23 protein-coding genes are annotated in these 24,856 nt (G+C 60.9%); 8 read left to right on the forward strand and 15 right to left on the reverse strand.

What is annotated here, in order from left to right; all coding sequences use genetic code 11:
* Positions 1-29: 29 nt before the first annotated feature.
* Entirely contained in the window at positions 30-2,294 is a 2,265-nt protein-coding gene (gene rlmKL, locus BLQ09_RS03675; protein ID WP_092355404.1) for a bifunctional 23S rRNA (guanine(2069)-N(7))-methyltransferase RlmK/23S rRNA (guanine(2445)-N(2))-methyltransferase RlmL, read from the reverse strand.
* Between the two features lie 532 nt (positions 2,295-2,826).
* On the opposite strand from rlmKL, the gene rmf reads away from it, so the two are divergent.
* A complete protein-coding gene (gene rmf / locus BLQ09_RS03680) occupies positions 2,827-3,042 on the forward strand; it encodes a ribosome modulation factor (protein WP_002553055.1) in 216 nt (71 codons plus the stop codon).
* Positions 3,043-3,273: 231 nt separating this feature from the next.
* Here rmf and BLQ09_RS03685 read toward each other — a convergent pair whose 3' ends face one another.
* The 5 genes from BLQ09_RS03685 to sctC form a co-directional block, all read right to left on the reverse strand.
* Positions 3,274-4,296, reverse strand: a complete 1,023-nt coding sequence (locus BLQ09_RS03685) for a quinone-dependent dihydroorotate dehydrogenase (RefSeq protein ID WP_027603697.1) — start codon at positions 4,294-4,296, stop codon at positions 3,274-3,276.
* Between the two features lie 85 nt (positions 4,297-4,381).
* A complete protein-coding gene (locus BLQ09_RS03690; RefSeq protein ID WP_027603696.1) occupies positions 4,382-4,843 on the reverse strand; it encodes a transglycosylase SLT domain-containing protein in 462 nt (153 codons plus the stop codon).
* Positions 4,836-5,234, reverse strand: coding sequence for a winged helix-turn-helix domain-containing protein (locus BLQ09_RS03695; protein WP_027603695.1), 399 nt, complete (start codon positions 5,232-5,234; stop codon positions 4,836-4,838). Before BLQ09_RS03695 ends, BLQ09_RS03690 begins: the two co-directional genes overlap by 8 nt.
* 166 nt (positions 5,235-5,400) lie before the next feature.
* On the reverse strand, positions 5,401-5,613 hold the full coding sequence (locus tag BLQ09_RS03705; RefSeq protein ID WP_027603693.1) for a FliM/FliN family flagellar motor switch protein: 213 nt from the start codon (positions 5,611-5,613) through the stop codon (positions 5,401-5,403).
* A 15-nt stretch (positions 5,614-5,628) separates the two neighbouring features.
* A complete protein-coding gene (gene sctC, locus BLQ09_RS03710; protein ID WP_092355487.1) occupies positions 5,629-7,023 on the reverse strand; it encodes a type III secretion system outer membrane ring subunit SctC in 1,395 nt (464 codons plus the stop codon).
* Positions 7,024-7,329: 306 nt separating this feature from the next.
* On the opposite strand from sctC, the gene BLQ09_RS03715 reads away from it, so the two are divergent.
* The 5 genes from BLQ09_RS03715 to cobA all read left to right on the forward strand — a co-directional run bounded on the left by BLQ09_RS03715 (position 7,330) and on the right by cobA (position 13,026).
* On the forward strand, positions 7,330-8,556 hold the full coding sequence (locus tag BLQ09_RS03715) for a CmpA/NrtA family ABC transporter substrate-binding protein (protein WP_027603691.1): 1,227 nt from the start codon (positions 7,330-7,332) through the stop codon (positions 8,554-8,556).
* Between the two features lie 13 nt (positions 8,557-8,569).
* Positions 8,570-9,145, forward strand: a complete 576-nt coding sequence (locus tag BLQ09_RS03720) for an ANTAR domain-containing response regulator (protein ID WP_027603690.1) — start codon at positions 8,570-8,572, stop codon at positions 9,143-9,145.
* Between the two features lie 229 nt (positions 9,146-9,374).
* Positions 9,375-10,586, forward strand: a complete 1,212-nt coding sequence (locus BLQ09_RS03725; RefSeq protein WP_027603689.1) for a nitrate/nitrite transporter — start codon at positions 9,375-9,377, stop codon at positions 10,584-10,586.
* Positions 10,586-12,256 (forward strand): bifunctional protein-serine/threonine kinase/phosphatase, encoded by a 1,671-nt coding sequence (locus BLQ09_RS03730; protein ID WP_027603688.1) that lies wholly within the window; start codon positions 10,586-10,588, stop codon positions 12,254-12,256. The genes BLQ09_RS03725 and BLQ09_RS03730 overlap by 1 nt, the downstream gene beginning before the upstream one ends.
* A gap of 26 nt (positions 12,257-12,282) precedes the next feature.
* Positions 12,283-13,026: a uroporphyrinogen-III C-methyltransferase gene (gene cobA / locus BLQ09_RS03735; protein WP_065924776.1), complete on the forward strand. Its 744-nt coding sequence runs from the start codon at positions 12,283-12,285 to the stop codon at positions 13,024-13,026.
* Positions 13,027-13,085: 59 nt separating this feature from the next.
* Here the strand turns inward: cobA and BLQ09_RS03740 are convergent, their stop codons facing one another.
* From BLQ09_RS03740 to ppsA, 8 genes are all read right to left on the reverse strand, one after another.
* Positions 13,086-14,066, reverse strand: a complete 981-nt coding sequence (locus tag BLQ09_RS03740) for an OmpA family protein (protein WP_027603686.1) — start codon at positions 14,064-14,066, stop codon at positions 13,086-13,088.
* Between the two features lie 107 nt (positions 14,067-14,173).
* Complete coding sequence (gene sigX, locus BLQ09_RS03745; protein WP_010208495.1) at positions 14,174-14,764, reverse strand: RNA polymerase sigma factor SigX; 591 nt, start codon at positions 14,762-14,764, stop codon at positions 14,174-14,176.
* Positions 14,765-14,851: 87 nt separating this feature from the next.
* Positions 14,852-15,676: a mechanosensitive ion channel family protein gene (locus BLQ09_RS03750; protein WP_003175519.1), complete on the reverse strand. Its 825-nt coding sequence runs from the start codon at positions 15,674-15,676 to the stop codon at positions 14,852-14,854.
* 2 nt (positions 15,677-15,678) lie between these two features.
* Positions 15,679-15,924, reverse strand: a complete 246-nt coding sequence (locus tag BLQ09_RS03755) for a hypothetical protein (RefSeq protein ID WP_015885347.1) — start codon at positions 15,922-15,924, stop codon at positions 15,679-15,681.
* Between the two features lie 86 nt (positions 15,925-16,010).
* The gene (locus BLQ09_RS03760) at positions 16,011-17,006 is read right to left on the reverse strand and encodes a zinc transporter ZntB (protein ID WP_027603685.1); all 996 of its coding nucleotides are present in this window, start codon (positions 17,004-17,006) and stop codon (positions 16,011-16,013) included.
* A 25-nt stretch (positions 17,007-17,031) separates the two neighbouring features.
* On the reverse strand, positions 17,032-17,523 hold the full coding sequence (rraA, locus tag BLQ09_RS03765) for a ribonuclease E activity regulator RraA (protein WP_027603684.1): 492 nt from the start codon (positions 17,521-17,523) through the stop codon (positions 17,032-17,034).
* A 188-nt stretch (positions 17,524-17,711) separates the two neighbouring features.
* Positions 17,712-18,701: an alpha/beta fold hydrolase gene (locus BLQ09_RS03770; protein ID WP_027603683.1), complete on the reverse strand. Its 990-nt coding sequence runs from the start codon at positions 18,699-18,701 to the stop codon at positions 17,712-17,714.
* Positions 18,702-18,805: 104 nt separating this feature from the next.
* Positions 18,806-21,181 carry a phosphoenolpyruvate synthase gene (ppsA, locus tag BLQ09_RS03775; protein ID WP_027603682.1) on the reverse strand — a complete coding sequence of 792 codons (2,376 nt, stop codon included), beginning with the start codon at positions 21,179-21,181 and terminating at the stop codon, positions 18,806-18,808.
* Between the two features lie 177 nt (positions 21,182-21,358).
* Here ppsA and BLQ09_RS03780 point away from each other — a divergent pair, with 177 nt between their 5' ends.
* Positions 21,359-22,177, forward strand: coding sequence for a posphoenolpyruvate synthetase regulatory kinase/phosphorylase PpsR (locus tag BLQ09_RS03780; protein WP_027603681.1), 819 nt, complete (start codon positions 21,359-21,361; stop codon positions 22,175-22,177).
* Between the two features lie 187 nt (positions 22,178-22,364).
* Here the strand turns inward: BLQ09_RS03780 and BLQ09_RS03785 are convergent, their stop codons facing one another.
* The gene (locus BLQ09_RS03785; protein ID WP_092355407.1) at positions 22,365-23,789 is read right to left on the reverse strand and encodes an aminotransferase-like domain-containing protein; all 1,425 of its coding nucleotides are present in this window, start codon (positions 23,787-23,789) and stop codon (positions 22,365-22,367) included.
* A gap of 160 nt (positions 23,790-23,949) precedes the next feature.
* On the opposite strand from BLQ09_RS03785, the gene BLQ09_RS03790 reads away from it, so the two are divergent.
* Positions 23,950-24,843 (forward strand): DMT family transporter, encoded by an 894-nt coding sequence (locus BLQ09_RS03790; protein ID WP_161985727.1) that lies wholly within the window; start codon positions 23,950-23,952, stop codon positions 24,841-24,843.
* Positions 24,844-24,856 lie beyond the last annotated feature (13 nt).

The raw sequence follows: 24,856 nt of genomic DNA on the forward strand, positions 1-24,856 counted from the left end.
CCAGGCTTGCGGCTTTTTCGTGGCGGCGATCAGCGAGCAGTGATTTTCCACGCCCGGTGGATCTTCGCATTACGCGCAAAATCCGGATCGAGGGTCTTGTCGCTGATTTCCTCGACCGCATAGCGTTCGCTGAGATTGTCCTCCAGCTGGAACTTGCGGAAGTTGTTCGAGAAGTACAGCACGCCACCCGGTGCCAGGCGCGCCATGGCCAGGTCGAGCAACTGCACGTGGTCGCGCTGGACGTCGAAGATGCCTTCCATGCGCTTGGAGTTGGAGAAGGTCGGCGGGTCGATGAAGATCATGTCGAACTCATCGCGGCTGGCCTCCAGCCAGGCCATCACATCGCCCTGCTCCAGGCGGTTCTTGTCGGAAAAACCGTTGAGCGAGAAGTTGCGACGTGCCCAGTCCAGGTAGGTCTTGGACAGGTCGACACTGGTGGTGCTACGCGCGCCACCCTTGGCTGCGTGCACACTGGCGGTGGCGGTGTAGCAATACAGGTTGAGGAAACGCTTGCCGGCCGCTTCCTTTTGGATACGCATGCGCATCGGACGGTGGTCGAGGAACAGACCGGTGTCCAGGTAGTCGGTGAGGTTGACCAGCAGCTTCACGCCGCCTTCGCTGACCTCGGTGAACTTGCCCTGGGCACTCTGGCGCTCGTATTGCTTGGTACCGCTCTGGCGCTCGCGACGCTTGACCACCACGCGGCTCTTGTCGATGTTCAGCGCCTGGGGAATGGCCGCCAGGGCGTCGAACATGCGGGCCGAGGCTTTTTCCGGGTCGATGGATTTTGGCGCAGCGTATTCCTGGACGTGGACCCAGTCGTGGTACAGGTCGATGGCCATGGAGTATTCAGGCATATCGGCGTCGTAGACGCGGTAGCAATCCACCCCTTCACGCTTGGCCCACTTGCCCAGCAGCTTGAGGTTCTTTTGCAGGCGGTTGGCGAACATCTGCCCGCCTTCGCTCAGGCGCGCCTGCTCGACCACGGGGGCCGGGGCGGGCTTGATCGGGTTGCCGTTCTTGTTGTACTGGCGCTCCTGCGGCTCGACCGGAGCCTGGTCGTAAACGGCCTGCTCACGTTCGGCCTGGCGCTGTTCCGGGGTACGGCGCTCGCCGGTGACGAACTGATCCGGGTTGACCTTGATCAGCAGCAACTTGCACGGCAATGCGCCGTTCCAGAACGAATACTGCTTGTGGCTGCGGATCCCCATGCGCTTGCCCAGGTCCGGCGCGCCGGTGAACACCGCCGCCTCCCAGCCCATGCAGGCCTGGCGCAGGCGCTCGCCGAGGTTCTGGTAGAGGTACAACAGGCTGGCTTCGTCACCCAGGCGCTCGCCGTAGGGCGGGTTGCAGATCACCAGGCCTTTCTGGTTCTGGTCCGGGCGCGGCTCGAAGGTGCCGACTTCGCCCTGGTACACCTTGATCCAGTGGCTCAGGCCGGCGCGCTCGATGTTGTTGCGGGCGGGCTGGATCAGGCGCGGGTCGGCTTCGTAGCCCCGCACCCACAACGGCGGCTTGTTCATGCCGATGGCCGCGCGTTCAGTAGCTTCGGCGTGGAGTTTTTTCCACAGCGCCGGGACGTGACCGAGCCAGGTGGTGAAGCCCCACAATTCGCGATTGAGGTTAGGTGCCATGTCGGTGGCAATCATCGCGCCTTCCACCAGGAAGGTGCCCACGCCGCACATCGGGTCAGTCAGCGCGCCGCCTTCGGCAGCAATGCGCGGCCAGCCGGCACGAATCAGGATCGCCGCCGCGAGGTTTTCCTTCAACGGCGCGGCGCCCTGCTGCAGGCGGTAGCCGCGCTGGTGCAGGCTGTGGCCGGACAGGTCGAGGGACAGGATGGCTTCGCCACGGTCCAGGCGCAGGTGGATGCGCAGGTCCGGGTTGATCTTGTCGATGGACGGGCGTTCGCCGGTCGGGGTGCGCAGCTTGTCGACGATCGCATCCTTGACCTTCAGCGCACCGAAGTGGGTGTTGTCGATGCCTGAGCCGTGACCGCTGAATTCCACCGCCAGGGTACCGTCGGAGACCATGTGATCGGCCCATTCAATATCCAGCACACCGTGGTAGAGGTCTTCGGCGTCCTTCATCGGGAAACGCTTGAGCACCAGCAACACACGGTTGGCCAGGCGCGACCAGAGGCACAGGCGATAAGCGGTTTCCATGTCGGCCATGCCGCGCACGGCCGAGGTGTGCTCGCGGGCGTCCTCAAGGCCAAGCCCGACGGCTTCCTCGATCAGCAGGCCTTCGAGGCCCTTGGGGCAGGTGAGGAAGAGTTCAAAACGGTCCGACATGGGGCATTCCAGGCTTTTCAGCAATAAGTGAACGGGCGACGCATCGCCGGCTCGGTTTTCAATCAAGCACTTTTCTTGAAGAGTGCCCGCGTGGCACGAATGTGCCGTTCCACCCCGTCTGACGGGCCTTGGAGCCTTTATTGACGGGGCAGAGAGAGAATTTGACGCAACAAAAAGAAATATTCCGACCCTTCGTCGAATAATAACCGACTGCAACCAGCGGGCATTCTCACTAAAGGATTAAACCCGTCCTCTTTGCAGGGTGCATCATAGCTGGCTTTGCCCGACAAATGGGGCGAAAAGCCATCCCAGCTTATGGCTATAGCATCGTTATCGTTACGTGCTTATGACAAAACGATCATTGAATCCATGTGACCTATTGGTTAGAACTCAACACAGGTTGGCGCCGCAACGACGCCGACACATAGGCTCGCCACGCCGGCAGCGAGCCCACCAACGGCAGAAAAACTCTGCCCGGCCTCAGACGAGGCCGAAGGATATCAAGACAGTCAACAAGTGAGGGAAACACCCTATGAGAAGACTTAAGCGTGATCCGTTGGAAAGAGCATTTTTACGCGGATATCAATATGGCGTTCATGGCAAATCCCGTGAGCTTTGCCCATTTACTCTACCGTCGGTACGCCAAGCCTGGATCAACGGCTGGCGAGAAGGACGCGGCGACAACTGGGACGGTATGACTGGCACTGCGGGAATCCACAGACTCAACGAACTTCACGCCGTCGGCTAATCAAGGGCATTTAATTCCGACACCACCTCGAATATGTAGCGACTTAACCACGCACGCCCTATCCAGGCGGCGGGCTTCGGCCCAGGGGCTCCTCTTAAGGAGCCCTTTTTATTGGCCTGAGCATAATGAGGACTACCGCAGGAGCGAGATTGCTCGCGAAGAACCCGAGGGCGCCGCGTTAAACCAGATGCGCCGCGCTATCGTTGACGTTCTTCGCGAGCAAGCTCGCTCCTACACGCGCAAGGCCGCAATCGCATCCACTGACTGGCGGATCAACGCCGGGCCCTTATAAATAAAACCAGAGTACAACTGCACCAGGCTGGCGCCCGCAGCGATTTTCTCGGCGGCATGCTTGCCTTCGGTAATGCCGCCCACCGCGATGATCGGCAAACGCCCGGCCAGCTCAGCGGCCAGCACCTTGACGATATGGGTGCTCTTGTCACGCACTGGCGCCCCCGACAGGCCGCCCGCTTCATCGCCATGGGCCAACCCTTCGACGCCGACACGGCTGAGGGTGGTGTTGGTCGCGATGACCGCATCCATGCCCGCATCCATCAGTGCCTGGGCCACCAGCACGGTTTCTTCGTCACTCATGTCCGGGGCGATCTTGATTGCCAGCGGCACGCGCTTGCCATGGCGCACGGCCAGGTCTTCCTGGCGTTGGCGCAGGGCTTCGAGCAGTTGCTTGAGCGAATCGCCGAACTGCAGGCTGCGCAGGCCCGGGGTGTTGGGCGAGCTGACGTTGACGGTGACATAGCTGGCGTGGGCGTAGACCTTGTCCAGGCAGATCAGGTAGTCATCCACTGCGCGCTCGACCGGCGTGTCGAAGTTCTTGCCGATATTGATGCCGAGGATGCCCTTGTACTTTGCGGCCTCGACACGCGACAGCAGATGATCGACGCCCAGGTTGTTGAACCCCATGCGATTGATGATCGCCTCGGCTTCCGGCAGGCGAAAGATACGCGGCTTTGGGTTACCCGGTTGCGGTCGTGGCGTCACGGTGCCGATCTCCACAAAACCGAAACCCAACTGCGCGAAGCCATCGATGGCCGCACCGTTCTTGTCCAGGCCGGCGGCCAGTCCGACCGGGTTGGGGAAGTCGAGCCCCATCACCGACACCGGCATTTTCGCCGGTGCCTTGCATACCAGGCCATTGAGCCCCAGGCGGCCACCGGCGCCGATCAGGTCCAGGGACAGATCGTGGGAGGTTTCCGGGGAGAGTTTGAACAACAGCTGGCGGGCCAGGGTATACATGGGCGGGCTAGACTCGGATGGCGGCGAAAGGTGGCGGCGATTATAGCGGGGTGGCGGGGTGCACGCGAGGCGCGCCGCCCAAACGTCAGTAGCGTTGCTGTACCAGGGCCTCATAACGTGCCCAGATTTTTTCTGCATAGCGCATGCGCAACGCGTCGCGCTCAGGGCCGGAGCCGGGCCCGACATTGTAGGACCCCACCGCCGTCCAGTTGTAGCCAAAACGCTGGATAAACTCGGCCAGTATGGACGCCCCGACTTCCACCGACAGGCAGGGCTCACTCAACAGCCTTTCCTCGGTGATACCCAGCTTGAGCAGGCGAGGCAAATGGATACTGTTGATCTGCATCAGGCCGATATCCCGTGTGCCGTTACCGTTGGCGTAGTTCATCGCATCCGGGCGAAAATCCGACTCCACGGCGGCGATAGCCTGTAGCAACTCCGGCTCGATATCGTAGCGATGGGCGGTTTCCTCCCAGCAATAGGCCAGTGCCTGATTGCCGCTCGTCACCAGGCCAAGCCACAGCAGCCGGCGCCAGAACTCAGCCATGACTGACTTGGCCACAGGCCGAACACACATGCGGCACGGTATCCATAGGCCCGGGCCCCTGCCGCGCAGCCTTCACAGGGCATGTAAAGCGATACCCGCGACCATAAATGGTCTTGATAAAGCCTTTGTCAGCGCCAAGATGCTTGCGCAGCGAATAAATGCAACGGGTCAGCGACTCCTCGGCGACCTCCCCCTGGGGCCAGGCCAACTCCAGCAAACGATCCTTGGTCATCAGTGCACCGCCAGAGACCAACAACAGCCGCAAAACATGCAGCTCCTTGGGTGGCAACTGGACGTCGCTGCCGTCGCCGGTCAGGCGACCATCGCCATGCAGCGTCCACTGGGAAAAGAGCAGGGACGTCGTCGTCAACTCATCATTCACGACGGCCATATCTACCTCGACATCCGACTACTGACATTGAAGTCCTTATTTTCCAGTACTGGCTCTTGTGCCCACATCACGACTATAAAAAACCACCTTGCAGCCCACGCTAGGAAAAAACCCATACAGCCGACGCTTTTTAGCAACACCCTGTAAGACACTTCACCCACATACGTCAGGCGCTCCCCCATTTATAGACCTCGTGCAACTCAACACCCAACCGATCCTCCAGTTGCACCAACTCGCCCAATGCGAGCAACCGGCCATTAACCCGAACTTCCACGCAGTGGATGATGCCCGGCGACAATGGCAGCACCTTTCCAGCAGCAAAAGCTGCCAGGCGCCTGCGGCTGATCAGTTGTTCCTGTAGAAGAATTTCCAAATGCATGGGTCAACACCTTATTCACGGAGAGCTATCGCGACCCGGGCGTACAAACGCACGTTGCACGCGCTCGTATTGCGCCGCACTCAACGGTGGTGCGCCCACGCCTGTGGCCAACGCCTTCAACTCGCTACCCGCGGCCCGGGCCTGAATCACAAACAGGCGAACCTTGGCCGGGCCGGCTGGAGCGGTGCTGCGTCCCGGCTCATGCGCCTCACGGCTGAACGCTCCCAGCCACAGGCGCTTGCCCTGCGCGACCCTCACCACACTGCTGGCACTCACCCGTCCGACCGCGGTCGGTTTGCCGCGCCGCCCCGCCTGGCTCAATTGTCGACCATCCTCGACATGGAGCAGCATCTCGATCTGGTTCGCTTCGGCAAAACGCGGCAGTACGCTGACCTGGGAGCCGTATTGCACGGGCTTCCAATCAGCATGGTCGGCTCCGGGAGCAGGCAGGTAGAAGGTGTGGTTATCCTGGAACACGGCCGGCACATTCTCCTGGGTGAGAATCACCGGCAACGTCATCACCCTTGCTCGCCGCCGGCGCTCCAGCGTGGCGATTTGCGCCATCACGCGGTTATCGTCCATCGGCTCCAGAATGCGCGTGGCCTGGGCCTTCCCATCCTTGTCCCAGTCAAAACCCAGCTTTTTCAGCTCGTTACGGTCCACATCCACCATCCAGAGCGAGACTTCGATAGAACGCTTGGGCGTGTCCAACTCCGCCACCAGGCGCTCGATGAACCCCAACTGCGCAGGTTTACCCTTGATCAGCAGGCTATTGGTATCCGGGTATGCGATCACCACCAGGTTCTTGTCGGCCAGCGGTCCCTTCTGTTCGGAACCCAACAGGGTTTCGATCGTCGACGCGATTCCCGGCACCGTGACCTTTTCGTCACCCATGGCATAGCCGCGGTCTGCCACGTGGGTGTTGAGTACCTGAACGACAGCAAACGCCTGGTTACCTACTTGTAACTCAGCACGCTCGCGATCCATCAATTGGGCAAGGCGCAAAACGTGGTCGACATAATGAGGTGGGCCGGACACATCGAATGTGCGTGCCCCGCTCACGCGCAGGGGGTAGCGCGTCTCATCAAGCCCCCAACGGCGCATGAGGCCACGAAACCGCTCGACAGATATATGCCTCAGCACCACTGCCGAACGTTTTGCCTCGCTGGCGTTGTAGAGATAGAGCGCCTGGCCATCGCTGTACCAGATCAAGCCGTACTGCAACGCAAGCGTCTCCAGGGCGTGCAGCGGCATAGCGAGGTCAATGACCTCGCTGATGCGTATGCGCGCCACTTCACCGCTCACGACGATGGGCAGGCCCATGGGCACGGACAAGGCGGTAAAGACGGTATGCAGGCTCTCGTCCTGCGCCTGGTAGATTTCGCCCCGGGCACCGGCACTTCCCAGCATCAGCGCGGCAAGCAGCAGCCAGAGACAGGGAGTGGTTACGGAAAAGTGAGCGTACACCTGGGATTTCCTGGGCGGCCTGGCAGTAAGAAGCGGCCATACTGAGAGGCAGCCGAGTTTCAATCTTGATGAAAAGTTGACGGCTGGCGGCGCCCATCGGCCCGTGGCATGTGCCTTGCTACGGACTCTGTATCAAGGCGCGCACCAACGGCGGAGCGGGCTTACGGACAAAGGCGTCGTTACCCGCAATGGCCTTGCATCGCCATCTGAGGGAACGACGCTTTTTTGTGAAAGAAAAGGTAGGTGTTGATGAACGATTCGGTTGGCAACAGCCCGACGAACGACCCGCTGGCCTGGGTCAACGGCAGTGATGCCCCGGAAAAGAGCAGCCTTGACCTGGGCTTCATGGCCTTGAGCGATTGCGCATCCCTGGTGGTGGCGGCGACCCAGGGTTTCGCACAGCCTTATGGCTTGACCCTCAACCTCAAGCGCCAATCTTCATGGGCCAACCTGCGGGACAAACTGGTCAGCGGCGAGCTGGACGCCGCCCACAGCCTGTACGGGCTGGTCTATGCCGTGCACCTGGGCATCGGCGGCGTCGCACCTACCGACATGGCAGTCTTGATGGGGCTGAACCAGAACGGCCAAAGCATCAACCTGTCCCGCAGCCTGCAACAGCAGGGCGTGGTCACTCCTGAGGCGCTGGACCGTCATGTGCACCAAAGCCGAACAAAACTGACTTTCGCCCAGACCTTTCCCACAGGCACTCACGCCATGTGGTTGTACTACTGGCTGGCGAGCCAAGGCATTCATCCGCTACAGGATGTGGACAGCGTCGTGGTACCACCCCCGCAAATGCTCGCGCACCTGCAGGCCGGGCGTATCGATGGCTTTTGCGTCGGCGAGCCCTGGTGCGCCAGTGCCGTCAAGCAAAACCAGGGCTTTACCCTGGCGACCAGCCAGGCGATCTGGCCGAACCATCCGGAAAAGGTGCTCGGCTGCACCCAGGCATTTGTCGACCAGTACCCCAACACCGCCCGCGTGCTGGTGATGGCGATCCTGGAGGCCAGCCGCTTTATCGAGCAAAACACCGAAAACCGTCGCTCCACCGCACAACTGCTCAGTGGCCGCGAGTACCTCGATGCCCCGCTCGACTGCATCGAGCCGCGCTTGCTGGGCGCCTATGACGACGGCCTGGGCAACCAATGGCAGGACCCCCACGCCCTGCGTTTTTTTGCCGATGGCGAGGTCAACCTGCCCTACCTCTGCGATGGCATGTGGTTCATGACCCAGTTTCGACGCTGGGGCCTGCTGCGCGAAGACCCTGACTACTTGGGCGTGGCGCGCCAAGTGCAACAGCTGGCGCTGTATCGTCAGGCCGCCGAGGCACTGGGCCTCGGCGACAACGGCCAGGACATGCGCAGCAGTCAACTGATCGACGGCAAGATCTGGGACGGCTCGGATCCCGCCGGCTACGCGCGCAGCTTCCGCCTGCATGCCATGGCGGACCCTACCAGCCGCCAAGCCTTGCGCTGACAGGAGGATTTCCATGCTGCGAATCCTGTTGATCAACGACACGCCACGCAAAGTCGGCCGCCTGAGGACAGCGCTGATCGAGGCTGGTTTTGAAGTGATCGATGAATCCGGCCTGACCATCGACCTGCCTGCGCGCGTCGAAACGGTGCGCCCGGACGTCATCCTGATCGATACCGAGTCACCGGGCCGCGATGTGATGGAGCAAGTGGTGCTGGTCAGCCGCGACCAGCCCCGGCCCATCGTGATGTTTACCGACGAGCACGACCCCGACGTGATGCGCCAGGCGATCAAGTCGGGGGTCAGCGCCTACATCGTCGAAGGCATTCAGGCGCAGCGCCTGCAACCGATCCTCGACGTGGCCATGGCTCGCTTCGAGAGCGACCAAGCCTTGCGCGCCCAGCTCCAGGCCCGTGACCAGCAGTTGGCCGAGCGCAAGCGCATCGAGTTGGCCAAGGGCATGCTGATGAAAATGAAGGCCTGCAATGAGGAAGAGGCCTACACCCTGATGCGCCGCCAGGCCATGAGCCGCCAGCAGAAACTGATCCAGGTGGCGGAGCAGATCATCGCCATGAGTGAACTGCTCGGCTGAGCACACTACGGCCAGCATGTTGGCGCAGGACTTGCTAAGTAATCACCACAGGTAACCAACGGCGGTTGCCCCTTCACGACAAAGACGTCGCACACCCGGTTTGCCCTTGCGAACCCGGTGGCGGCGTTTTTTTGTTTTGGCCCCGGTAGCACGGGGCCGGTGGGGCGGCCTCAGCCGGCAGCTCCATCACCAGGCCTTCTTACAAGACTCCCAACCGTTGAGGTGCGTGATGAAATCAAGCTTCTGGAAATCCGGGCACACCCCGACCCTGTTTGCCGCGTTCCTGTATTTCGACCTGAGTTTCATGGTCTGGTATTTATTGGGCCCCCTGGCGGTGCAGATTGCCGCCGACCTGCACCTGACCACCCAACAACGCGGCCTGATGGTGGCGACGCCGATCCTGGCCGGCGCGGTGCTGCGTTTCCTGATGGGCATGCTGGCGGACAAGCTGTCGCCCAAGACCGCCGGGCTGATTGGCCAGGTGATTGTGATCGTCGCCTTGTTCAGCGCCTGGAAACTGGGGATTCACAGCTACGAACAAGCCTTGTTGCTGGGACTGTTCCTCGGCATGGCCGGCGCGTCCTTTGCGGTGGCACTGCCGCTGGCGTCCCAATGGTACCCGGCCGAACACCAGGGCAAGGCCATGGGCATCGCCGGTGCGGGTAACTCGGGCACGGTGTTCGCGGCGTTGCTGGCCCCTGTGCTGGCGGCGGCGTTTGGCTGGAGCAATGTGTTCGGCTTTGCGCTGATTCCGCTGATCCTGACGCTGATCGTCTTCGCCTGGCTGGCACGCAATGCACCCGAGCGGCCGAAAGCCAAGTCCATGGCCGATTACTTCAAGGCCCTGGGCGACCGCGACAGCTGGTGGTTCATGTTTTTCTACAGCGTGACCTTCGGCGGTTTTATCGGCCTGGCCAGCGCCCTGCCCGGCTATTTCAACGACCAATACGGCCTGAGCCCCATGACTGCCGGCTACTACACCGCCGCCTGCGTGTTCGGTGGCAGCCTGATGCGCCCACTGGGCGGCGCCCTGGCCGACCGTTTCGGCGGAATCCGCACCCTGCTCGGCATGTACAGTGTCGCGGCGATCTGCATTGCGGCAGTGGGTTTCAACCTGCCCAGCTCCTACGCGGCACTGGCGCTCTTCGTCTGCACCATGCTCGGCCTGGGTGCGGGCAATGGCGCGGTGTTCCAGTTGGTGCCACAGCGTTTCCGGCGTGAGATCGGTGTGATGACCGGCTTGATCGGCATGGCCGGCGGCATCGGCGGTTTCGCCCTGGCCGCGGGCATGGGCGCAATCAAGCAGAGCACCGGCAGCTATCAACTGGCCTTGTGGCTGTTCGCCAGCCTGGGCGTACTGGCCTGGTTCGGCCTGCATGGCGTCAAGCGTCGCTGGAGAACCACCTGGGGTTCGGCCGCAGTGACCGCTGCGCGCGTCTGATGAGCCTGCAACTGAGCGTCGCCCACGCCAGCGCCATCGGCCCACGGGCGGAAAACCAGGATGCGCTGCGGGTCGTCACCCCCGCAGCGGAACTGGCGGCGAGCAAAGGCTACCTGTGCGCCATGGCCGACGGTGTGAGCCAGTGCGCCGACGGCGGCCTGGCCGCACGCTCGACTTTGCAAGCCCTGGCCCTGGATTACTACGCCACGCCGCAAACCTGGGGTGTGGCACAGGCATTGGAGCGCTTGCTGCTGGCGCAAAACCGCTGGTTGCAGGCCAATGGCGGCGGCCAGCCGTTGCTGACCACCCTCAGTGCCCTGGTCTTTCGCGGCCAGCGTTTCACCCTGGCCCATGTCGGTGATTGCCGGGCGTATCGCTGGCTGGACGGTGAGTTGCAGCGCATCAGCGAAGACCATGTGTGGGAGCAACCGGGCATGCAGCACGTGCTCAAGCGTGCCCTCGGCCTGGATCAGCACCTGGTGCTGGATTTTCTCGACGGTCAATTGCGTGAAGGTGAGTGCTTCCTGCTGCTCAGCGACGGCGTCTGGGCCACCCTGGGCGATCACAGCATCAGCGCGATCCTGCGCGAACAAACCGACCTGGACCTGGCGGTCACCACGCTGGTCAATGCCGCACACCTGGCGGGCAGCCAGGACAATGCCAGCGCCTTGCTGGTGCGCGTCGACACACTCGGCGCTGCCACCCTCGGTGACGCCCTGGTGCAATTGCAGCAATGGCCCTTGCCACCGCTGCTGAAATCCGGGCAACGCTTTGAAGGCTGGCAGGTGGACAGCGTGCTGGCGCAAAGCAGGCAGTCGTTGCTGTACCGGGTGCGCGATGCCCAACAGCAGCCCTGGCTGCTGAAAACCCTGCCACTGAGCCGCGACGACGACAGCGACGCCGGCCAGGCATTACTGTCGGAAGAGTGGTTTTTGCGACGGGTAGCCGGGCGTGCCTTTCCTGAGGTGCACGCCGCCAGCGGGCGCCAGCATTTGTACTACGTCATGCGGGAATACCCGGGGCAGACCCTGGCCGAGCTGTTCCAGCACCAGGGCCCATTGCCCCTGGCGCAATGGCAGTCCGTCGCCGAGCGTTTGCTGCGCGCAGTCGGCATGCTGCACCGACGGCAGATCCTGCACCGCGACATCAAGCCGGAAAACCTGCTGCTGGGGGATGACGGTGAATTGCGCGTGCTGGATTTCGGCCTGGCCTACTGCCCGGGTCTTTCTGAGGACCGGGCCCACGTACTGCCGGGCACCCCGAGCTTTATCGCGCCCGAAGCGTTCAATGGCGACCGTCCGACAGCCCAGCAGGATTTGTACAGCGTAGGCGTCACCTTGTATTACCTGTTGACCGGGCATTACCCCTACGGGGAAATCGAAGCCTTCCAACGGCCTCGATTTGCCCAGGCTGTCAGCGCCAGCCGCTATCGCCCGGATCTCCCCGATTGGCTCCCCCTGAGCCTGGAGCGCGCCGTGGCTGCCCAGCCGGCGCATCGCTATGAAACCGCCGAGGAATGGCTGCTGGTGCTGGAACAGGCGGACCGCCATGAACTGAGCATCCGCCCCAGGCCCCTGCTGGAGCGCGAACCGTTGAAGGTCTGGCGCACCTTGGGCCTGGTCTCGATGCTGATCAATCTGATTCTTCTGTATTCACTCTTTCACAACTGACGTCAGCTCTAGACGAGGAAAAACCCATGAACGCAAAAGTCTGGCTGGTGGGCGCGGGCCCTGGCGATCCGGAGCTGTTGACCCTCAAGGCTGTACGGGCCCTGCACGAAGCCGATGTGGTACTGATCGATGACCTGGTCAACCCCGCAGTGCTGGAGCACTGCGCCGAAGCGCGGGTGATCACGGTCGGCAAACGCGGCGGCTGCCGCTCGACCCCGCAGGACTTTATCCACCGCCTGATGCTGCGTTACGCCCGCCAAGGCAAGTGCGTAGTGCGGCTGAAAGGGGGTGACCCGTGCATTTTCGGCCGCGGTGGCGAAGAAGCCGTATGGCTGCGCGAACGCGGCGTCGAGGTAGAGTTGGTCAACGGGATCACCGCCGGGCTGGCGGGGGCAACGAATTGCGCGATTCCACTGACGTTGCGTGGCGTCAGCCGCGGTGTGACCCTGGTCACGGCCCATACCCAGGACGACAGCAGCCTTAATTGGCGCGCGTTGGCCGAGGGCGGGACGACATTGGTGGTGTATATGGGAGTGGCCAAGCTGGAGGAGATTCGCCAGCAATTGCTCGAAGGCGGGATGGCGGCAGATATGCCGGTGGCGATGATCGAAAACGCCTCACTGCCCCAACAGCGCGAATGCCGCAGTGAGCTGTCGCGGATGCATGAAGACGCACAGGCATTTGCCTTGAAGAGCCCGGCGATTCTGGTGATCGGCCATGTTGCGGCCGCCGAGCAGACGGCTTATGTCGCAGCCGCAGTCAGCGCCTGAGGCAAATTCCAGGCGAAAAAAAACCCGGCCGAAGCCGGGTTTTTTCTACATCTCAGTAATTACTGAGCGGTAGCTTCAACCGACGCTTCTACGCGACGGTTAACAGCACGACCAGCTTCAGTTGCGTTGTCAGCAACTGGGCGGGATTCGCCGTAACCTACCGCGGTGATGCGGCTAGGCTGAACGCCATCTTTAACCAGGACTTGCTTAACAGCGTCAGCACGACGCTGGGACAGCTTCTGGTTGTAGGCGTCTGGACCTACGGAGTCAGTGTGACCAGCAACTTCTACGTTGGTAGCTGGGTACTGAGCCATGAAGTCGGCCAGGTTTTTCACGTCGCCGTAGCTGTTAGGCTTAACAACGGCCTTGTCGAAGTCGAACTTAACGTCCAGCTCAACACGAACAACCTGGGCAACTGGAGCTTCTGGCTCTGGAGTTGGCTCTGGAGCTGGTGCTGGGGTAGGAGCTGGAGCAGCTGCGCCAGCGTTACCGCCGAAGTTCACGCCCAGGCCAACCAGTGCGGAGTAGTCCCACTTGCCGTTGTCCAGACCGTAGTCAGCTTCAACACCGGCACGAGCGTACAGGTTGTTGGTGAAGTAGTACTTCACGCCGGTACCAACGGTAGCGAAGGTAGTCTGGTCGCGACCGCTGTGGCCGTCAGCCTGGACGTTGGTACGGCTCTGGTGACCGAAGCCGCCTTCTACGTATGGACGCAGGCTGTCTACGCCAGCTTGACCGAAGTGATACTGGGCAACCAGGCTGCCGGTATCGCCTTTGATCTTCTGGTTACCAGTACCGTCGTTCGAACGGGTGTGGTTGGTCTTGTCGTAGGACAGGTTCAAGGACAGGTCGTCGGTCAGGAAGTAACCGATGCGAGCGCCAGGATTGAAGCCGTCTTCGATGTGCTTGACGCTATCGTTGTACTGCTTCTTGTAGAACAGCTCGCCTTCAACTGCGCCTTGGCCTTGTGCCAGAACGCCGAAAGAAGTAGCGGCAATAAGAGAACCAATGGCCAAGCCCAAGGTGTTTTTCAGTTTCATCCGTTAAATCCCCATCTGGTGATTGTAAAGCAGTCCCACAAACCGGGGGACAACTCGGCGACAAGTCTAACAGAACTTGCCTACACGTAAGAGATATTTGCCACGCACTAAGTTTCAGTCTCGCCCGCAAATTTCTCACGTAATTTATCTAGAGCACGCTTGTAACGCATTTTTGTAGCACTCAAACCCATGTGCATGATGTCAGCGATTTCCTGGAACTCCAGCTCTGCGACAAATCGTAGCACCAGAATTTCCCGGTCAATCGGGTTCACATACACCAGCCAGCGATCGAGTCCGCCCTTTTCCTCGGGTGCCGGCGCCTTTTCTTCAGACGCCTCCTCAAGGGGGTCCAGACTCAAGGCGTCCATCAAGCGACGCTTTCGCCGTTCCTTCCGATACTGCGTGATGCACTCGTTGTAGGTGATGCTGTACAGCCACGTCTTGAACTTCGATTTGCCCTCGAAGTTCTTCAGGCCGTACAGCACCTTGAGCATCACTTCCTGACAGACATCATCCGCATCTCTATCGTTCCCTAAATACCTTGAACAAACGTTGAACAGAGTGCGTTGATATCTGCGCATCAATTCTTCATACGCGCGAGTTACGTGAAACAGCTCCGTGTGCGAGCGCGCGACCAACTCCTCATCAGAGAGCTCACGGGGGTCATAGCGCGTGGACAGCGTTTGGGCTTTATTCAAAACAAGTCGTGCCGACAGTCAGGTCAATGTCCGCTACAGCCCGGTCAGCCGGGCTTGCGGCGGCGTACATTAGCAGGGTTTACCGGGTTAGCGGCTACTGACCTGCTGCTCGAGGAGAATCCGATTGGACAGCGACACCAGGTCGCCGTCATCGGTCAGCACCGTCGTCTTGACTGTGCCGATCTCCTCGATTTGCCCTTCGACCTCGCCCACACGCACCTGTTGCCCAACCTGATACAACTCACGCACATAGATTCCCGCGAGAATCTGGCCGGCAATTTCCCGGCTTCCCAAGCCCATGGCCAGCGCAACGGCCAGACCAACGGTAATCAAAACGATGACGATCACGTGGTTGAGCAGGTCAGTCTTGACCTCCAACTGGCTGATCGCGACCGAAATACTGATGATGATCACCAACCCCTGGGCGATGCGCCCCAGGCCAGCGGCATAATCCAACCCCACCCCTTCAGCGGCGCCGCGCACCAGCCCATTGGCCAGTTGAGCAAGCAAAACGCCTACGAGAAGCACCAGCGCGCCGCCGAAAACCTTCGGTAAATACAGCGCCAGCATGTCGAGCGTAGCTGAAACTCGCTCAAGTCCAAGGGATTGCGCCGCAGAAACCAGAAAAATCAGCAAAACAAACCAATAGACGATCTTGCCGATCAACGTGGAGATCGGCACCTGCAACCCGGCGCGGCCCAGCAGCTTGGTCAGGCCGGTGCCGGCCATCAGGCGGTCAAGGCCCAGTTTCGCGAGCAATTTGGACAGCAGGGTGTCGAGCAGCTTGGCCACGACAAAGCCCAGCAACACCAGGACCAGGGCACCAAACAGGTTGGGGATGAAATTCGCCACCTTGGTCCACAATGCGGTCATCGCGGTGACCAGGCTCTGGGTCCAGAGATCAAGTTCCATATTCAATCAGCCTTATCAGCAGTGCGAGCAAGAGGTTTACGACGGGAAACCGGCGACACGTGGGCCGAACCGTTGTTCAGGGCCATCATCAACGCCGGCATCCAGCGGCCGAGCAGACCGAACAGGTCACCCGCGCCCACCTGACGGTTAGCGGTTTTCAATACGCGGCCCAGGCAGGCATCGTCGTCACGGTTGGACGGCGAGGCATTGAGCATGTCACGCAAAGACTGTTCGAACGGATCGTGCATAAAGACCTCTCGCAAGTGTTTTAAAAGACGAGGGTAAAATTCCTGGGGTCACATAGGCCCCTTCCTACGTTCAGGTCATATTCAGCTCAAACCCAGCGCAATCGTCGAAACAGCCACCATTGTCCGAGTGCCACCGAGACCATCAACAGGCATGCAATCACGAATCCGTAGGGGCTGGCAGAGAACGGTATGCCCCCCACATTTATACCCAGCAAACCGGTCAGGAAACTCATCGGCAGGAAGATTCCCGTGATGATCCCGAAGCGGTACATGGTGCGGTTCATGCGTACGCTCAAGCGTCGGTCTTCGGCCTCAAGCACAAGCCCCACGCGCTCCCGGGTCAATTCGAGTTCTTCCAGGTAGCGGGTCAGGCTGTTGTTCAATTCGTTCCAATAGTCGGCATCGTCGTCACAGAACCACGGCAATTTTATCCGCGTGAGCTGGGCAAAAATATCCCGCTGCGGCGACAGGAAACGCTTTAGCCCGGCCGCTCGGCGACGGATCTGCAAAACACTGCCATGTTCAGGTGTATACCGTTCGTCGGTATCGAGTTTTTCTTCCTCCGCATCGACGATTTCCGACAAATCCGTGACCAGATCCTGGACCTTGTTGGTCAGGTACTGCGCCATATAAAGGATGAGCTCCGAAGCGGTTTTCGGCCCCTTGCCATCCGCCAACTGCACCAGCAGTTCATCGGTGGCGCGCAACGGGCGCAGACGCAGGGAGATCACACGGCTGGCGGCAGCGAAGATACGTACCGAGACCATGTCTTCCGGCTCGGCCCCCGGATTGAGGTTGACCCCGCGCAGGAACAGCAGCAACTCGGCATCCGGCAGCGGCAACAGGCGTGGGCGGGTGTTCTCCTCCAGCAGCAGGTCACAGGCGAATTCGCTCAAGCCACTGGATTTGCGCAGCCAGGTCTGGGTCTGGGGATGGCTGCGATCCCAGTGCAGCCACAGGCTTTCCTGGGGCTGCAGTTGCAAGTCGTCGAGCTCAGTCCGGGCAATCGAACGCGCACCGCCTTTACCGTCCAGCACCAGGGCATGCACCAGCCCCCACTGCGCGTTTTCTTCCTCGAACATCCTCACCCCTGTCGGTTATTGCGGTTTATTCAGGCATCTGCAGCGGGCTTGGCGAGACGATCACGCCATTATTGTCGGCGTAGATGTACTCACCCGGGCGGAACGTCACACCCGCGAATGTCACCACGACGTTCAGGTCGCCGATCCCGCGCTTATCGGTTTTCATCGGATGACTGGCCAGCGCCTGTACCCCAAGGTCGGTCTGGGCGATCACATCGACGTCACGGATGCAGCCATAGATCACCAACCCTTCCCAACCGTTTTTCGCGGCTTTCTCGGCGATCATGTCGCCCAGCAACGCGCGCCGCAGGGAACCACCACCGTCGACCACCAGCACCTTGCCGGCGCCCGGCTGGTCGGCCTGCTCCTTGACGAGGGAGTTATCTTCGAAACATTTGATGGTGACAATCTCGCCGCCGAAGGAATCTCGGCCACCGAAGTTGCTGAACATCGGCTCGACTACCTGCACCAGGTCCGGGTAGGCGTCGCACAGGTCGGGGGTCACGTAATGGTTCATTGAAAAATTCCTTTCCGCCAAAGAAGTGTCTTTCGAAAGAAGCACCAGCCGGAGCCGGTGCGCAACATCCCATCCGCTTCGTCGTAACGCAATAACCACTGCGCGACTGAATATGACCAGAAGCGTTTAACGCGTCATATATTAGCCGCAACCACACACGAGCGAAACGCCCTTGGCAGAGCCCTGGGTCAAACTACGACCAATGCCTCGGGCTTGGCAGCCAATAAAGGTGCCAGCGGGTCGTTCAACCATTGCTCAACCAGCGGCCAGACCTCGGCCTGGGCGGCCTTGCTGACGAGCATTTCCACATGCCCGAAATCACCGCTGAACCCTTGCTGGCGCCCCAGGCACAGGTACTGACGGTGCTCGGAGCCGATCTGCTCGAACAGCTTACGGCACGCCCAGTCCGGATCCTGCCGATCGCCCGCCGCGCTGACGGCCAACAGCGGCACATCGACGTCCGCCAGGCCTTTCCACCAATCGCGCTTACCTTCGCCAAAGCGACCGAACAGGCCATTCCAGCGCATGGCTTCGATCAGCACGCCCGCCGGTTCGTCCTCCGGGCCCCGCTTGAGCCGCGAGCCGGACACTGCGCCGAAACGCTTCAACAGCAGACGGCCGGTCCACTCCACCGGGGGAAGTTTCAAGGGCCAGTGGCTGCGACTGACCTGACAGCCAAACAGCGCCACCGAGGCCACTGCCGGCGCCCCCAGGTGCTGCCCACCCAGGGCCGCCGCCAGGGTTGTAGCGCCGAGAGAATGACCCATCCAATGGGGAATCTGCGCACTTTGCTCACGCACAAAGGCGCCAATGGCCGGCAGATCGTAACGCGCGTAGTCGGCGACGCGGTTGCGGGCGTAGCCCTGGTTGCGCCGGGACAGCCCATGACCGCGCATTTCCGGGATCCACACATCGAACCCCTGGCGGGCCAGGTAGGCGCCCAGGCCGATCCCCTTGGGCGAATACCAGAAACGCCGGTTGGAAAAACTGCCGTGCAACAAAATAACCGGGATGCCCCGGTTTTCCGGGACATCGGCCAGGCCCAAACGGGTCACCGCCAGCTCGACGGTACCGTCGGGGCTGTTACCGGGCTTGAGGCGATACACGTCTTCACTCAGGTCGCCACGACGCTCAGCGCTGATCAGGGCGACAGGAAACAGGTTGCTGCTGCTTTGCATAATGCTCTTGCACAAAAAAGGGCGACGTCCGCAAGGATTCCGCCCTGTACAGATAAGAATGCCGGTCACCCTGACGGGGGACCGGCACTTTTGACATGGCGACCTCAGGCGGACGCTTGGCCTTCCGCCAGGAAGAACCAGGTTTCCAGCACGGAGTCAGGGTTCAGCGAGACGCTTTCGATACCCTGCTCCATCAGCCATTTGGCCAGGTCTGGGTGATCGGAAGGGCCCTGGCCGCAGATACCGATGTACTTGCCGGCCTTGTTGCACGCCTGGATGGCGTTGGCCAGCAGCTTCTTGACCGCAGGGTTACGCTCGTCGAACAGGTGGGCGATGATCCCGGAATCGCGGTCCAGGCCCAGGGTGAGCTGGGTCAGGTCGTTGGAACCGATGGAGAAGCCGTCGAAGAACTCCAGGAACTCTTCGGCGAGGATGGCGTTGGACGGCAGTTCGCACATCATGATCACGCGCAGGCCATTTTCGCCGCGGGACAGGCCGTTTTCGGCCAGCAGGTCGACGACCTGGCTCGCTTCGCCCAGGGTACGGACGAACGGCACCATGATCTCGACGTTGGTCAGGCCCATCTCGTTGCGCACACGCTTGAGGGCGCGGCACTCAAGCTCGAAGCAGTCACGGAACGCTTCGCTGATGTAACGCGAGGCGCCACGGAAGCCCAGCATCGGGTTCTCTTCTTCCGGCTCATAGAGCTTGCCGCCGATCAGGTTGGCGTATTCGTTGGACTTGAAGTCCGACAGGCGCACGATGACCTTTTTCGGGTAGAACGCCGCCGCCAGGGTGCTGATGCCTTCCACCAGCTTCTCGACGTAGAAGCCCACCGGGTCGTCGTAGCCGGCGATGCGCTTGTCCACGCTTTCCTTGATGTCCAGCGGCAGGCCGTCGTAGTTCAACAGGGCCTTGGGGTGCACACCGATCATGCGGTTGATGATGAACTCCAGGCGGGCCAGGCCCACACCGGCGTTCGGCAACTGCGCGAAGTCGAAGGCACGGTCCGGGTTGCCGACGTTCATCATGATCTTGAACGGCAGGTCGGGCATGGCGTCGATGGAGTTTTGCTTGATGTCGAAGCCCAGCTCGCCTTCAAAGATGAAGCCGGTGTCGCCTTCGGCACAGGACACGGTCACGCCCTGGCCGTCCTTGAGCAGTTGGGTGGCGTTGCCGCAACCGACCACTGCCGGGATCCCCAGTTCGCGCGCGATGATCGCCGCATGGCAGGTACGCCCGCCACGGTTGGTCACGATAGCGCTGGCACGCTTCATCACCGGTTCCCAGTCCGGGTCGGTCATGTCGGAAACCAGCACGTCGCCAGGCTGGACTTTGTCCATCTCGGACACGTCCTTGATGATCCGCACCTTGCCGGCGCCGATGCGCTGGCCGATGGCACGGCCTTCCACCAGCACGGTGCCGGTTTCTTTCAGCAGGTAGCGTTCCATGACGTTGGCCGAGGTACGGCTCTTCACGGTTTCCGGGCGGGCCTGCACGATGTACAGCTTGCCGTCGTCACCGTCCTTGGCCCATTCGATGTCCATCGGGCACTGGTAGTGCTTTTCGATGATCATCGCTTGCTTGGCCAACTCGCTGACTTCCGCGTCGCTCAGGCAGAAGCGCGCGCGCTCGGCTTTGTCGACGTCCACGGTTTTCACCGAACGACCGGCCTTGGCCTCGTCGCCGTAGATCATCTTGATGGCCTTGCTGCCCAGGTTGCGGCGCAGGATGGCCGGGCGGCCGGCTTCAAGGGTGTGCTTGTGCACGTAGAATTCGTCGGGGTTGACCGCGCCTTGTACAACGGTTTCGCCCAGGCCGTAGGCGCCGGTGATAAACACCACGTCACGGAAGCCCGACTCGGTGTCGAGGGTGAACATCACGCCGGCGGTGCCGGTTTCCGAACGCACCATGCGCTGCACGCCAGCGGACAGGGCCACCAGCTTGTGGTCGAAACCCTGGTGTACACGGTAGGAAATGGCACGGTCGTTGAACAGCGAGGCAAACACTTCCTTGGCGGCACGGATCACGTTTTCCACGCCGCGGATGTTAAGGAAGGTCTCTTGCTGGCCGGCGAAGGAGGCGTCGGGCAGGTCTTCGGCGGTGGCCGAGGAGCGCACGGCGACGGCCATGTCCGGGTTGCCGGCCGACAGGGTGGCGAAGGCGGTGCGGATTTCTTCGTTGAGCTTCTCGGGGAACTCGGCTTCCATGATCCATTGGCGGATCTGGGCACCGGTTTTGGCCAGGGCGTTGACGTCATCGACGTCCAGGGCATCCAGCGCGGCGTGGATCTGAGCGTTGAGGCCGCTCAGTTCGAGGAAATCGCGGTAGGCCTGGGCCGTGGTGGCGAAACCACCCGGCACCGACACACCTGCGCCTGCAAGATTACTGATCATCTCGCCGAGGGATGCGTTCTTGCCCCCTACGTGCTCTACATCATGGACGCCGAGCTTATCGAGGGAAACTACGTACTCTACCAAGGTGATCTCTCCACTAACTGTGTTGGAAAAGCTCAGGACGCCGGCTGCTCGTAGGAGCGATTACCCGCGTTTGTGGCCTGGACCTGGAAAATAAGTGAGAATGCGGCCCACTATGGGACGGCAAAATCGCGCCTATCATATCCAAGATTCGTCATCAGCTTAAGGCCCAGGGCTCAAATGAAACGATCTGCTTTCTTTATCTCCGACGGCACCGGCATTACCGCCGAAACCCTGGGTCAGAGCCTGCTCGCGCAGTTCGAAAACAATACCTTCGCCAAATTCACGCGGCCCTATATCGACAGCGTGGATAAAGCGCGGGCCATGGTACAACAAATCAATCTGGCGGCTGAAAAAGACGGCTTTCGGCCGATCATTTTCGACACCATCGTCAATCAAGACATCCGTGAGATTCTCGCAACGTCGAATGGTTTCATGATCGACATTTTCTCGACGTTCCTGGCGCCGCTGGAGCAGGAGTTGAGCGAACACTCCTCCTATTCGGTCGGAAAGTCCCATTCCATTGGGCACAACTCCAATTATATGGAGCGTATCGAGGCGGTGAACTTCGCCCTCGACAACGACGACGGCGCCCGCACTCACTACTACGACAAGGCCGATCTGATCCTGGTCGGCGTGTCGCGCTGCGGCAAAACGCCCACCTGTCTGTACATGGCCATGCAATTCGGCATCCGTGCGGCCAACTACCCGCTGACCGAAGACGACATGGAGCACCTGACGCTGCCCGCCGCGCTGCGCGCCCATTCGCACAAGCTGTTCGGCCTGACCATCGACCCGGACCGTCTCACCGCCATCCGCAACGAGCGCAAGCCCAACAGCCGCTACTCCAGCTATGCCCAGTGCGAGTTCGAAGTGCGCGAAGTAGAAAATCTGTTCCGTCGCGAGAACATTGCGCATATCAATTCCACGCATTTTTCGGTGGAAGAGATTTCGGCGAAGATTCTGGTGGAGAAAGGTGTGGAGCGGCGCTTCAAATAATGCCTTGAGACACTGTTTTACTGTGGCGAGCGGGCTTGCCCCGCGCTGGGCTGCGCAGCAGCCCTAAACCAGTCACCGAGAACTGGCTGACACACCGCATTTATCTTGATTGGGGCTGCTTCGCAGCCCAACGCGGGGCAAGCCCGCTCACCACAACGAGCCTGCTCACAGCATGGACGTCCACTCGCTATAGGTGAAACCGCCCTCCCCCTTGCCCCAACGCCGTCGCCAACACATCAAACCCCGCCCGCAACAACTGATCATCCCCCGAGGTATTGCAGATACTCGCCCGAATGAACTGCGGCACCGCCGTCTGCCCCACGGCAAACGCCTCGGCGGTGGCGATCAGGTAATTATTCTGCTTGAGCTCCGCCTCGATTTCCGACGCGCGCCAGGGCTCCGGCACCTCGATCCAGAAGTGCGGGCTGTTCAGGTGGGTGCGGTACGCCAGGCCGGCCAACAGGTCCTGCACCAGGGTCTTGCGGCGGCTGATCTCGTTGATCTGTTGGCGCAGCAGGTATTCCGCCGTGCCGTTTTCGATCCACTGCGTCGCCAGTTCCAGGGTCACCGGCGTGGCCATCCAGCAGGTGGAGCGCAACGCCGCCGAGATACGGCTGACCAGCGCCGGGGGCGCATGCACATAGCCCACACGCAGCCCGGCAGACACGGCCTTGCTCAGGCTGCTGATCAAAATCGTACGTTCGGGGGCAAAATGGCTGAGGGGCGGTGGACGGTCTTCAACCAACACGCCGTGGGCTTCGTCCTCAAGAATCAGCAGATTATGTTCCCGGCACACCTTCACCAGGGCTTCGCGGCGCGCCACGGATAACACCGCCGTGGTCGGGTTCTGGATGGTCGGCGTGCAATACAGCGCTGAAACCCGGTGATTACGACAGACTTCATCCAGCGCGCTCGGCAGCACGCCTTCTTCGTCCATCTCCAGGCCGATCAGGCGGATACCCAGCATGCGAGCCGCGGTGATCAGCCCCGGGTAAGTCAATTGTTCGGTGACCACCGTATCGCCGGCGCGCAACAGGGCCATCATCGCGCACAGCAGGCCATGCTGGCCGCCGTTGACGCAGATCACCTGCTCGGGGATCGGATGAAAATCACGCTGCACCAGCCACTGCGCGCCCGCGTCGCGATAACGCGGCAGGCCGGCATCGGGAGTGTAGGCGCTGATGTCCTGGAGGAACTTGGCGTTGGTCGACAGGGTTTGGAAGCTCTGTGCCAGGAAGGTGGTTTCCTGACCCGGGATATGCATGTTGCGACTCATGTCGAAGTACTGGCGCGGCTCCTCGCTGAAGTTACGAAAGCCTTCATCACGCTGGCGCTCCATCCCACGCTTGCGGACGAAAGTGCCGTCACCCACTCGCGCTACTACCAAACCCAGACGCTCCAGCTCACCGTAGGCCCGGCTGATGGTGCCGATGGTCACCCCCAGATTGTCGGAAAGCACCCGATGAGGCGGCAGTTTTCGTCCCGGCTCAATCAAGCCTTCGAGGATGCCCCGTTCCATGACATCGGACAGGCGCTTGTACTTCACGCCCTGCCCGTTGGACAACCCCTCACGCATAATTGACACCATGTCAATATTTGTTTTGACAGCCATCTTTCGCCCTAATAGTGTGCTTTTACGGGTTCAATCGCCGAATTTCATAACTCATTACAAGTTCAATATAGAGTTCAATTCAGGCTCAGGGAAGCAATAAACGATGCCAATGTCCGCCGTTCTCGAAAACACCGCCAAAACCAAAACGCAAAAACAGTGGCTGGCCGGGCTGGTGACCAGCGTGATGTTCCTGATCGTGTGCCTGAGCTGGGGCACCACGTGGCTGGGGATCAAGATCGCCGTGGAGAGCGTGCCGCCGCTGACGTCCGCCGGCCTGCGCTTCCTGATCGCCTTCCCGCTGTTCCTGTGCTTTGCCAAGGTGCGCCGCGAGCCCATCCTGTTTCCCCGCGAGAGCCGCTGGTTCTTCGTGTTCGTGACCCTGTCCTACTTCAGCGTGCCCTACTACCTGCTCAACTACGGCGAGATGCATGTGTCATCCGGTCTCACCGCCCTGCTGTTCAGTTGCATGCCGGTATTCATCCTGATTTTCTCCGCGTTGTTCCTGCGCGAGCGCATCTACTTTTCCCAGGTGGTCGGCATCGGTATCGGCTTCGGCAGCCTCTACATGATCATCAGGAGCCAGGGCCTGCACCTGGACCACGCCGAGTTCCTGGGGGTACTGGCGATCCTGGCGGCCGCGATCATGCACGCCTTGTGCTACGTCATCACCAAGCAAAAAGGCAGCGCCATCAGCGTGATCACCTACAACACCCTGCCCATCGGCATTGCCGGGCTGATGCTGTTCGTGGCCGGGTTGTGGTTTGAAACACCGACCTTTGAAGCCATCACCCTGCGCTCCTGGAGCGCGCTGTTCTACCTGGGGCTGGTGGCCTCGGTGGGTGGGTTCATCGTGTATTTCATGCTGCTCAAGCGCTTGAGCCCGATCATCCTGTCGTTCGTGTTCATCATCTTCCCGGTGTTCGCGGTGATCATCGGCGCCTGGTACGAAGGCGTGGCGATTTCCCGCGACCTGATGCTGTATTCGGCCATCCTGCTGGCCGGCTTTGCGATCACCAAATTGCCCATTGAAAAACTCCTGGCCAAGAAAAATTGACCCGCCATCAACG

Origin of the sequence: Pseudomonas sp. NFACC25 (assembly GCF_900100935.1) — a bacterium.
GTDB classification, from domain to species: Bacteria; Pseudomonadota; Gammaproteobacteria; order Pseudomonadales; family Pseudomonadaceae; genus Aquipseudomonas; species Aquipseudomonas marginalis.